The sequence below is a fragment of the Desulfovibrio biadhensis genome (genome assembly GCF_055388615.1).
The window spans coordinates 2,918,001-2,931,069 of the sequence record NZ_AP042477.1 but is presented as its reverse complement, the minus strand read 5'-3'; the positions used below and the strand labels follow the sequence as shown (position 1 = coordinate 2,931,069).

General features: G+C 52.2%; 3 protein-coding genes and 1 pseudogene. All 4 read right to left on the bottom strand.

Annotation, left to right across the window (positions count from 1 at the left end; genetic code table 11):
• Positions 1-114: 114 nt before the first annotated feature.
• Complete coding sequence (locus tag ACZ5EH_RS12590) at positions 115-525, bottom strand: hypothetical protein (RefSeq protein ID WP_464274231.1); 411 nt, start codon at positions 523-525, stop codon at positions 115-117.
• Between the two features lies 1 nt (position 526).
• A pseudogene (locus ACZ5EH_RS12585) lies at positions 527-2,722 on the bottom strand (RHS repeat domain-containing protein).
• Positions 2,723-3,275: 553 nt separating this feature from the next.
• Positions 3,276-5,942: an RHS repeat domain-containing protein gene (locus tag ACZ5EH_RS12580; protein WP_464274230.1), complete on the bottom strand. Its 2,667-nt coding sequence runs from the start codon at positions 5,940-5,942 to the stop codon at positions 3,276-3,278.
• Positions 5,943-6,701: 759 nt separating this feature from the next.
• The gene (locus tag ACZ5EH_RS12575) at positions 6,702-13,034 is read right to left on the bottom strand and encodes an NHL domain-containing protein (RefSeq protein WP_464274229.1); all 6,333 of its coding nucleotides are present in this window, start codon (positions 13,032-13,034) and stop codon (positions 6,702-6,704) included.
• Positions 13,035-13,069: the final 35 nt, after the last annotated feature.

Below are 13,069 nucleotides of genomic sequence, written 5' to 3'. Positions count from 1 at the left end.
TCCGTTTAGCATAGAAAAAAAGACCATTCAAATATACTAACACTTTACAGTAAAGTAGTTATTTTTTTATATTTACAGACATTATTGTTACGCTATAGACTTCGCTTTCAGTTCTCATTTATTATTCCTGTGGTACAAAATTCTGAATAGTAAACCTAGAAGACATCCAACGGTAATCGTTATTATACTAATTATAAAGAAAATTTTAAAGGTCACCTCTAAACCAGAGATGCCCCCAAAATCTATCTTGGCACCCAGTTCACCTGCTAAAAAATGAACGAGTGTGCATATAACACTTTGTATTGGGATATACAAAATACTAAGCAAAATTCCGTGCCTACTGTTGAAAAACACCACAATAAAGGATGCGAAAACAGGAAGTAACCATAGAAATGCGAGCAATAAATCTCTATCAATTCCCAATCGACTATATACATAGCCAGGGAAAGCAACTATCAGTTCAGAAATAAATGCAGATAGACAAATGATGGATAGGCCTAAAACCCATGCATTATCTTTAATCATACTACTCTCCCAAAGATGGCCCATAAACCGCATTAGGACTATAACCTGGCTCCCCCGGTTGAGGTCCCGGATTAATTGGCCAATTGGGCCAACTAGTTGAGGGAACTGAGACTCCACATTCCTTCATTGCTTGTTCAACACAATGACAGCAATTAAAAGACGTAAAATCATATAATCCGCTACATTTTTTCATTGCATTTCTTATGCACTCATCTTTGCCAGGTTGTTGAGACTCGGTACATGCAGTTCCCTCCCTATTTGGATCAGGGTCAGGGTGTACGCCTTTACTGTCAAAGCTTAACGTACTGCCATCATCAAATTTCGCAAAACAATGCCTAGCATAGGGTAAACGAAGTTGCATAGTTCTGTGGCACATTTGATAAAGCCCCAGAGGATCAACCAGACTAATCGAATCATTACCACTATAATCAAATAAATCTGCATCCCCTCCACCAAACCCAATCGGATCCTTTGCCGTCCATCTCCCAACCTCTGCGTCATAGTCGCGGTACCCAAACCGCACCAGACCGGTGTCGGCATCATACAGTCCCCCAGCGAAGCCAAAGGGAACCTCAAGCGCAGAATTCGAGTCTTCCAGGACGTTGCCGAAGGAATCGTATTCAACCACCTTCACGACTAGGCCATTGGCGTCAGTCACGGCGCGCAGGGAGCCCACTTAGTCGTACGCCAGGTAGTAGGTCTGGCCGTCGGCCGTCATGGACACGGGCATGCGGTCATCGGCATAGTTGAAGCGGTATTTCAAAGAGCCGTCGGCATTGAAGACAGCCAGAAGGCGTGTGCGCCCCAGCCAGAGATATTTCTCCGTAATCTGGCTGTCGATCTTTTTGGCGACGCGGCGGCCAAGGGCGTCGTTCTCATACTCCACCAGGCGGCCGTCGGGCAGGTGTACCGAAAGCAGCTCGCCCGTGGAGGCATAGGCATACTGCGTGACGTCCGCGCCGGTGGTTTTGGTCTGCAGGAAGCCGTCAGCGTCGTAGGTGTAGCTGGTGTCGCCGGCGCTCAGCAGGCGGTGGTCTTCGGCATAGGTGTAGGCCTTGTCCGCCACCCCGCGCAGGGCGTTGGTCTCCAGGCTACGCGCACCGTTTTCGCCATACGCGTACGACTCCACAACCGCTCCATCCAGCGTGACACCGGTCAGCCGCCCCAGATCGTCATAGGTATATTCGTAAAGCTTTGCAACACCGTCAAGCACTTCCTGCTTGCTGGTGATGCGGCCGGTGGCGTCGCGCTCCACACTCCAGGAAAAGGCGACGTTTCCACCGACAGTGACGCTCGCCCCTGCCTGTTCACCGTATGCGGAGAACGTGCGGGATTGCCCATAAGTGCCATCCTCCACAGTCAGGGGCAGGCCATTGTCCGCATCGCGCGCAATGGTGAAATCGCCGGACTGGATGAGCAGGCCGTCGTCGTCATAGGTATAGGACACGGAAATATCCGCATAGTCCATGATGGCGACGTCGAAATCGCTGTTGTATGCGAAGCCGAGCGATTGCTCCAGACTGCCGCTTTGCGTAATGGATGTGATAAGCGAGCCGTCGTAGGTGAATGACATGCTTGCAGCGCCCCTGGTGATGGATTCCACCTTTGCGCTGCAGGAATAGGTGTATTCGATATCGCCTTCAGGTGTGCTGACGTTCTGCAACACACCATTGGCGTATGTATTCACAATCTCGCGACCGGAGGGCATGACAACGCGCGCCAGGCGACGGTCTAGGTCGTAATAATAGTGGTATTCCGTAGCGGCTTGGTTTGCTTCAGTGGGCGCTTCGTACAGAGTGTTGTAGTCCACGGCGTTGTAGCCAAAGGTGTGCACCGACGCGCCGGGCACGGTGATGGTGCTCAGATTTCCATTGAGGTCATATGTAAAGTCAATGCTCGAGCCATCGGGGCGGGCGATACCCGTCCGACGTCCGTCAGCGTCATAGGTAAAGGTTGTGATTCTGTTCAGCGGATCCGTCACCGAGGCCAGGTTGCCCCGGTCATCGTAGGCATAGCTCAAGGAGCGCTCGCCTGTGGCGACGCTGGTCAGCCGGCCGCGGGCGTCGTAGCCGTAGGTGGTCTCCAGCAGGCCGGGCACGGTGGCGCGCTGGGGCAGGAGCGTTGCGGGGTCGTAATACTGCGTGCTGGAGCGCCCTTCCGGGGTGGTGACGGTGACGGCGCCAGCACCAAAATTTATATAAACAATAGAATGTAAATGAATTTCTTCATATTGTTATTATTCTACAACTAAATATTTGCTATGCAATCTATCCTTTTCCTTTTTTTGAGTATAAATATAGTACCAATAATGCCCAGACGTTGAAAAGAAATGAAAAAATAGCTGCAGCCGTTGTGTTTATATTTTTTTTCTTAGCAATCTTGTACCCAAACAAAGAACATATTAAAGAAAATACTAAAAACATAATCATGCCAAAAAAATTAAACATAAACAATTCATCTGAATTCATGTGGCCAAGCTGGTTCATAAAGTTTAATATTGCACGTCTCATCAATATATTTTACCTATCTATCTAGTACATAAGCATGACGTATTCAACGATTTTCCAAAACAATCAATCTATGGAAGGCACTAAACAACCCCTATAAAAATGCAAGAATAAACAACATAGTATTACTCTCATTTTTGTGAGGTTTTTACCATATGTAATAACAGTAGCCATAAAATACACGTAGGTACACGATGAAAAGTTAAATATGAAGCACTTAAATACAGCCACGGATCTGCATTTCTAAAACCATCCTACATCACAATTGACATCACATTTTGACTTATCTGGAAATGTCGTTGAAATGCTAACTGGTGTCCCGAGACCAACACCTATATGAATTACAAGACCACCCGTCAAATCACCACCTTCCTCTTCTTCAAAAAAGTAGTAACCAATACCAAGCCACCTACCAAGTCCCACCCCAAGCTCACTAACAATATCACATTCATTTGGCATATCGCCAATGGAAATATTTACGCTTGCCCCAACAAAGCTTAGGATTGACAATGTATCATGCTCTTCACCCTTTGATATTTCGGTTCCTTTTATACCAAGAGCAAAGCTAAATGAGGCACTCGCACCAAGATTAGATTCTCTTAGACCAATAGTATCAAAATATGAGATTGGGCAACTTAATGAATATGAGTATAAATTTGAAACTCCCCCACCAAACCCTATCGGATCCTTGGCCGTCCATCTCCCAACCTCTGCGTCATAGTCCCTGAACCCAAACCGCACCAGTCCGGTGCCGGCGTCGTACAGTCCGCCCGCAAAGCCAAATGGTAACTCCAGTGCAGGATTTGAGTCTTCCAGGACGTTGCCGAAGGAGTCGTAGCTCACGGTTTTTACCACCGCGCCATTCGCGTCTGTCACGGCGCGCAGGGACCCTACCTGATCGTAGGCCAAGTAAAAGCGTTCGCCGCTGCTTGTCATTGCCACAGGCAAACGGCCGTCGGCATATTCGAAGCGGCATTTCAAAGAGCCGTCCGGGGCGTAGGTGGCAAGCAAACGCGTGCGCCCCAGCCATAAGTACTTCTCTATTAGCTCGCCATTGAGGTATTTCGCAACCCGTCGCCCCAGTGGGTCGTGGCGGTATTCAACCACATCGCCGGAGGGCAGTTCCACGCGTTTCAGTTCGCCACGGCTGGCATAGGTATAATTGGTCGTACCGTTAGCGTCGGTCTTGCTGGTGAGGTAGCCGTCCGGATTATACACATAGCTGGCGGTTCCGGCCGTCAGCAAGTGGTCTTCCGCGTCGTACGTGTAGTTGCGGTTGCTGATGCCACGCCGCGTATTGGTCTCGGTCAGGCGCTCCCCTTGGGGGCCGTAGGTATAGGCCTCCACCACGGCGCCGTTGAGCTGCACTTCGGTCAGACGGCCAAAGGCATCGTAGGCGTATGCGTAGGCGAATGTCTCAGCGCCAATGGTCTCGGTCTTGGCTGTGATGCGCCCTACATTGTCGCGCGTGAGGGCGATATCGCCTATGGCAATGCCGTTAACAGTCAGCGTCTGGCGTTCGACCTCGCCGTAACCGTTGAATACGCGGGCAATGTGCGCCGTGCCGTCATCCACGGCCAGGGGCAGACCATTTTGTTCGGCGCGCTCGATGCTGAAGTCACCGGACTGGATGAGCAGCCGGTCATCATCATATGCTAAAGCATTCTCGCCCCCTGCATAAACAATTGAGACGAGCTCCATGGTGTCGTTGTAGCCAAACGCGAAGTGGGCGTTAAGCTCGCCCCCCTGGTCCAGGGCAGTGAGCAACGGCCCGTCATACTCGAAGGAAAGAAATGCATCGCCCTGTGAGATGGAGCCGATCTTTGAGGAACAGAGATAGGTGAAATCGACGTTGCCTTCAGGTGTTATGATTTGTTGCAACTGGCTGCCGTCATAAACGTTCTCAATGTTCGCGCCGGAGGGGAAGACCGTGCGCACCAAGCGGCGGTCGCGGTCGTACTCATACTGATAGCTGGATGAAATCGGCGGAACATAAGAAGTGTTCTTGTCGACCTTGTTGTAGCCAAAGTCGTGCTCCACATTAGAAGGAACTGTCAGCACTTCCAGATTGCCGTTCAAGTCCCAGGTGAAATTAATGGTTGAGCCATCCGGGCGCGTGGTGGAGGTCACACGGCCATCCGCATCATATGAATAGCTGGTCGTACGGCTCTGGGCATCCGTCACCGATGCCAGGTTGCCCCGGTCATCGTAGGCATAGCTCAAGGAGCGCTCGCCCGTTGCGACGCTGGTCAGCCGGCCGCGGGCGTCGTAGCCGTAGGTGGTCTCCAGCAGGCCGGGCACGGTGGCGCGCTGGGGCAGGAGCGTTGCGGGGTCGTAATACTGCGTGCTGGAGCGCCCTTCCGGGGTGGTGACGGTAACGGCGCCAGCCGCTACGTCATCCTCGATGGTCGTGGGTTTGCCATTGAGGGAGGTGATGCGCTGGATCAGGTCGTAGGTGCTGTCGCCATCCTCGTCGAGATAGGTGACGGCGCTTTCGGTCACGCTGGCCAGGCCGCTTTCCGTGGAGGCCACGCGTCGCGCCACGTAAGGCTGGTTGTATTCAGGATCGAGGGCGTAATCCACGTCCAGGATGGTGCCGCAGGAGAGCTCCTTGTGCACGTGAAGTTCGTCCTGACTGCGCCAGTATTCGGTAACGCCCCCGTCGGGCGTGGTGATGGTGGATTCCAGAGCGCCGGCCGCGTTGCGGTCCAGATAGGTGGTCTGCTGCCCCTCTGCGGAGAGTACGCTGGTGAGCAGCCCCTGCGTGGTGCGCTGCTGCTCGTATTGCCAGTGCCCGCCGGCCGGATCGTAGGCGTCGGTTACATGGCCGTACTCGTTGTATGTATAGGTGTAGTCGCTGCCCTTGGGATCGGTGAAGGCGGTGAGCAGGCCTGTGGCGTTGGATACCAAAAAGGCCTAATCCGAATAAAAGCCATTCTTTCCAAAAAGGGAATACCGTGGTTCGTTATCACAGTTGAAGTCTATAAAAAAAGGATGCATTAGCGCAAGATAATAGCAGCACTAAAATTTGTAACCAAGTGAATTATATAAAACACTACGAACAAACCATGAGCAAAAAAAGGTAACTGTTGAAACATAACTATCGTTTGCATAGCCGAAACAAGAACTATGATATTATATTTTGTTTTCAGTTTGAATATTATATTTGCGCAAAATAAAAAAATTAGAAGGCAATACATGGAAACAAAGCGTGAATAATGATACGGTTTGATAGGGTAACTTTCAAAAGAAGGCCATAACCAAAAAGGTAGTAACAAAGGCAGAGACAAAAAGAAAAGCGCAAAAAAAGCACGAACTAAATTGTTAAAAGAGCAACCTTTTATCCCGATGACCAAGATAATGATATTTAACGCCATATAGACGACCATTGGAGAAAATATTGATATTATTATTGATATACAGACGAACATGGTAAGTAGATTGCTCGCACGCTGGCCTGCAAGTAGATATACAGACTGAAAAAATAAATAATAAAGCATTGGTAATGCATATTTATAAATAATTTTTAATTCGATTGTCTCGAAAAATTTCCCACTAAAATAAAATATTTGAAGACATAGAAAAAGAATAAGGGGAGACAGAAGTAGAGATAATACATTATACTTCCTGCCTGTCTCCAAAGTCATCTCCTTGCATTAGGTGTAAAAGCTACTGATTATATTCTACAATATGTTTTGCACATTGCACCCCACAGTAGTAGTATGCCATTGAAACATAGCTAGTAGACAGAAGTGCAAGAGATCCAGACGCTTTTGATACAATGCTTAATGCTGACTTGACGAGTGTTTTTCTTGCTACCGAGTTAACAATGTTTTTCGAATCATGTAGAATAAGTGGGCTATGTTTTGACATTGTTTTGTCAACATTTATTGAACGCTGTAGCTCTCCAGAAGTGATTGATCCAGCAAAATCTAAAGTCTTACTAGTAACAAGGGACCCCCATGACAAGTAGCTCATCATAAGAGCATCATCAAAATAATACTTTTTGTAATACTTTTCAATGCAACCATCTACACACTTATGAAACTCTGGGCATGGACCACGTTTAATAGATATTTTCCAACTGCTAAAACCAGATGGATCAATAAAATTCACCGAATCTCCACCACAATACCCATACAGATCGCTATCACCACCGTTAAACCCTATCGGATCCTTGGCCGTCCAACTTCCGACCTCGGCGTCATAATCCCTGAATCCGAACCGCACCAGTCCGGTGTCGGCATCGTACAATCCCCCAACGAAACCGAAGGGTATATCCAGTGCAGGGTTCGAGTCTTCCAGGACGTTGCCGAAGGAGTCGTAGCTCACGGTTTTTACCACCGTGCCATTCGCGTCAGTCACAGCGCGCAGGGAGCCCACTTGGTCGTAAGCCAGGTAGTAGGTCTGGCCGTCCGTTGTCATGGACACAGGCATACGGTCATCGGCGTAGGTGAAGCGGTATTTCAAAGAGCCATCGGCGTTGAAGACAGCCAGGAGGCGTGTGCGCCCCAGCCATAAATAATACTCCGTAATCTGGCCGTCGATCTTTTTGACGACGCGGCGGCCAAGGGCGTCGTTCTCGTACTCCACCAGGCGGCCGTCGGGCAGGTGCACAGAGAGCAGCTCGCCCGTGGAGGCGTAGGCATACTGCGTAACATCCGAGCCGGTGGTCTTGGTCAGCAGGAAGCCGTCAGCGTCGTAGGTGTAGCTGGTGGCGCCGGCGCTCAGCAGGCGGTGGTCCTCGCCATAGGTGTAGGCTTTGTCCGCCACCCCGCGCAGGGCGTTGGTCTCCAGGCTGCGCGCGCCGTTTTCGCCGTAGGCATACGACTCCACAACCGCGCCATTCAGCGTGACGCCGGTCAGTCGCCCCAGATCGTCATAGGTATATTCGTAAAGCTTTGCAACGCCGTCAAGCACTTCCTGCTTGCTGGTGATGCGGCCGGCGGCATCGCGCTCCACACTCCAGGAGAAGGCGGCGTTTCCACCGACGGTGACGCTCGCCCCTGCCTGTTCACCGTATTCGGAGAACGTGCGGGATTGCGCATAGTCGCCGTCTTGCACACTCAGGGGCAGGCCATTGTCCGCATCGCGTGCGATGGTGAAATCGCCGGACTGGATGAGCAGGCCGTCGTCGTCATAGGTATAGAACACTGAGATATCAGCATAATCCATGATAGCAACGTCAAAATCGCTGTTGTATGCGAATCCGAGAGATTGCTCCAGACTGCCGCTCTGCGTAACGGACGTGATAAGCGAGCCGTCGTAGGCGAAGGACATGCTTTCAGCATCTCTGGTGATGGATTCCACCTTTGCGCTGCAGGAATAGGTGTATTCAATCTCACCTTCCGGCGTGCTGACGCTCTTTAGCACGCCGTCGCCGTAGGTATTCACGATCTCACGGCCGGAAGGCATGACAACGCGCGCCAGGCGACGGTCCAGATCGTAATAATAGTGGTACTCCGTAGCGGCTTTGTTTGCTTCCGTGGGCGCTTCGTAAAGATTGTTATAATCCACGGCGTTGTAGCCAAAGGTGTGCACCGACGCGCCGGGCACGGTGATGGTACTCAGATTTCCATTAAGATCATACGTAAAGTCAATGTTCGATCCATCGGGACGGGCGATGCCTGTCCGCCGTCCGTCAGCGTCATAGGTAAAGGTTGTGACTCTGCTAAGTGGATCCGTTACCGAAGCCAGATTGCCTTTATCATCGTAGGCATAGCTCAAGGAGCGTTCGCCCGTGGCGACGCTGGTCAGCCGGCCGCGGGCGTCGTAGCCGTAGGTGGTCTCCAGCAGGCCGGGCACTGTGGCGCGTTGGGGCAAGAGCGTTGCGGGGTCATAATACTGCGTGCTGGAGCGCCCTTCCGGGGTGGTAACGGTGACGGCGCCAGCCGCTACGTTATCCTCGGTGGTCGTGGGTTTGCCATTGAGGGAGGTAATGCGCTGGATCAGGTCGTAGGTGCTGTCGCCATCCTCGTCGAGGTAGGTGACGGCGCTTTCGGTCACGCTGGCCAGGCCGCTTTCCGTGGAGGCCACGCGTCGCGCCACGTAAGGCTGGTTGTATTCAGGATCAAGGGCGTAATCCACGTCCAAAATGGTGCCGCAGGAGAGCTCCTTGTGCACGTGGAGTTCGTCCTGACTGCGCCAGTATTCGGTAACGCCCCCGTCGGGCGTGGTGATGGTGGATTCCAGAGCGCCGGCCGCGTTGCGGTCCAGATAGGTGGTCTGCTGCCCCTCTGCGGAGAGTACGCTGGTGAGCAGCCCCTGCGTGGTGCGCTGCTGCTCGTATTGCCAGTGCCCGCCGGCCGGATCGTAGGCGTCGGTTACATGGCCGTACTCGTTGTATGTATAGGTGTAGTCGCTGCCCTTGGGATCGGTGAAGGCGGTGAGCAGGCCTGTGGCGTCGTAGGTGAAGGCGTAGACCTGCCCTTCCGGATAGGTGATGGCTGTGAGATTGCCGGTCGCATCGCACGTGAGGGCCGTTTCAATACCGTCCGGCGAGATGATGGCGGTTGGTGTGCCATCGGCCGCACGGTGGATCTCGATGCGGTTGCCAAAGGTATCCACCTGGGCGATGAGGCGCCCCGCGTCGTCATATTCGAAACTGCGCAGGGTAACGCCGGTGGCAAGGTCTATGGTGCGCAAATGGCGGCCATTGGCAGCGACAATATGCCCCGTGCCGTCGTCATCCGGAAACAGGAGCTGCCCGGCGGCTAAAAGGGAGCGGACGGAGTTGGATTGCTTTACGCGCCCCGTGGAAACATTACAAAATGTGTGGGTATTAAAGGCGAGGGAACCATCCGGGGCAATATCCATTGCATATGGACCGTCATAGCAACCTTTAGCCGTAGTGGCAGCTTTGCCGGTTTCAAAAGTCTCGCAAACCGTTCCTGGTGCACAGCCCATAACCGTTGTGATTGTGCCATCAGGAAGAACTTTCCGCACACGGTCCGTCCCCCAAATTTCAGACACATATACCAAACCGTCATCATCAACAGTAATTGCGTCAGGGTGATACAGCGGGGTCTCGGTAGCCAGCCCACCATCATAAGCATCGCGACTTTCTCCTGGAACACCAGCAACGACACTTGTCATTCCATCTGGAGTAATTTTATGCACTGCATTTGTCGACAAGGAAGATACATAAATATTACCATATTTATCAATATCGATATCAGTGAGATATGACAGATGGGCTTCGAGAGCTGGGCCATTCAAGTTTTCCAGTTTATCCGCATATCTATTCCACATATCCCCAGTACCGGCAATGGTGGTGATAATACCGTTGGTATCGATTTTACGGACTCTATGGCTTGTCCATTCTGCAAGATAAATATTGCCTTGCTGATCAATCGCAATTTTCGCATCTGACATAATTGCGGCGTCCGTAGCAGGGCCATTATCGCCCGAGTAACCGGATTCTCCCGTGCCCGCAACGTGGCGTAAAATCCCATCGTTATCAACTTTAAGAACATAAACCGGGGCGATGGTCAAAAAGTACACCGCATTATCACTATCAAGAGCAACATCGCCCGGAATCGGTAATGACGCTTCAACAGCTGGGCCATCCAAACCCGTAAGCTCATCGCCTTCATGACCACCAGCTACAATGACAGGAGCCTCGTCCTTGTCTGGATTAAACCTCATAACCGCAGATGGGCTCAAATACCAATTGGTATAATAGTAATCGCCATTGCTCGCCACAGCCATACCTTCTGTGTGTTCACCCAAATTCCACAGCTCATACACAGCGGTCGTCGTCTCCAGCGTACCGCCATCTCCTTTGAAAAGACTATTGGGATTTGTTGGATTCAGGCTATGGTGCGTACTAAGTGTCCAGTTATTTCCTGCGTCGCTTTTGTTTACCGGATTACTCTGCATACTGACTTCGTAAGAACTCCAAAGTGTATAATCCGCCCGCGTGTACACCTTTGTAGGACTGAGCCCAGGCATGGCAAAAGCAAAGGGCGTATCCGCAGGCACAGCGAAATACGCATTATACACATAGCCCACTCGAACATGAGCTGTAGCATTAGGCGCAGGATTACCATACTGGTCCAAACCATCCCAAGCATACGTTTCTGTAAGATTCGTCTCAGGGGCATAACTACGCGTAAAGACCTTGCCCGCCACTTCAACTTTGAGCTTTATCTCTTTACAGGGTTCCGGCAACGAGTCGCCACTTAAAGGAATCTCGATGGTCTGTTGGTATCCTTCGGCACGGTCGCTCGCATAATGCAGGGAGACATCCGTACCCGGAATGGCCACATCTTTGTGGTACACTTGGTCACGGTGTGAAATATAGGAGCCGACGCTATTCTTGCATGGATTACAATCCGGGGGCGGGGTACCGGCTGCAGGCTTGGCTGCCCCATCTGGGAGCATAGCCGGATAATTGCAGTCAAAAGATGTAAAATGCGGCAGCATGGCGCGCATATATGTCGCGCCCGGGGTGGCGTTCTCCTGCCCCTGCACTTCATCGGTAAGGATGCCGTCGCCATCCAAGTCGTCTGCTTCTCCATCCCCCGTGGCGTCCAAAGCATCCACCTGTCCATCGCCGTCCGTATCCAGCAGTTGCACGATGATACCGTTCTGCACGGGAACCCAGGCAGCTTTGTCGCGGTCATAGAACCCTACGGGCACAGGTAGCCCAACGTCGAAGCCGAGAAAATTGTCAATCCATGCAGCCACGGGGGCGCTGAACTGCACTTCGTCAGCCTCATCCACACTGAATTCCGCGCACCAGGTAAATGCGCTGGTGGGAGGCAGCATGGCCGGCATGGACGCAAGCGTCGGAAACTCGCTGGCGCGCACCGTAAAGGACGTGAGCTCGGTTTCGCTGCCGTCATCATTCACCTTGTAAGCCTTGACATCGCCAGGAAAGACAAGGGTAACGCCCCTTGTTCCCGCATCGTCGGTAACGGGCGTACTCTGGTGCACGGCAACGGTGGCCGGGTTGCCGTCCGGAATGATGGTCGTTGCCGCGGTATCAAAGGGAACAAGCGCCACCGTGTCGAGCACGGTGATGTCGTTCCAGGAGACTTCGCTTTTTCGCTGTGATTCAATAAATCCATCCTTAGTAAAGCGCAGCGTGACTGTGCCACCGCCCTCCAACGGCATGGAGTAATCGCCGGTTTCATCCGTATACGCCGTACCGTAAAGCGCTTCGGCGCCCTGCACCGTAACGGCGACGTCGGCCAGTGGCTGGCCATTGAGATCGGTTATATGCCCTGTTACAAGGGCGAAGCGCGACGCATCATAAGCGCCGATGCTCGCGTCGGGCGGAATCAGGTCTTCATAGGTTTGACCAAAGGATTCCTCAGGTTGCGGCTCTACGGCGGCCTGAACGTCGATGGAGACCGAGGCGGTGGCATCGCCCCCTGGGCCCGTGGCAGTGAGGGTGTACACGGTATTGCGCGTGGGAGAGACGGTGGCCGTGCCCGTAGCATCTACCACGCCCAGGCCGGGGGAGATATTTACGCTATCCGCGTGCTCCGTACTCCAGGTGAGCTCCGCTGATTCGCCGTAGGTGAGGGTTTCGGCCGAGGCGCTAAGGGAGGCAGTGGGAACGAAAATCTCCTCGCCCACTAGGATTTCAATGCGAATCTTGGCTCCCTTGTCGCCACGCAAATAAAGCAGCGAGCTGTTGCGCTTATTGCTTCTGAGAGTAATTTCTTGTTCATATATTTCGTCGTTGCTACGGCAGAAATCGCGAAAGCCATTCATCCAGTCTTCATTAAAGAGCAGCAAAGAGCCTCTAATATCCTTATCCGGCGTAAGGCGGGTGACGCGCAAGGTTGCTGTTTCATCGGCGCTGTGGCTGAAGCTGTCATACGCGACGAGGAGGTGCAGCCACCCTATGGCGTACTCCTTGCTGAAGACCGTTGTCTCTCCGGAGATGGCAGGATCAGGAGTGGTTTCGGCGTGCGGGGCGGCAAGAAAAACAACACCGCCAAAGAACAGGACCAGGGCTGTAAGCAAGACGAAGGCACGGTTTCGCACAATGAACTCCTGGAGAATGAGGTAAACTTCTGAAT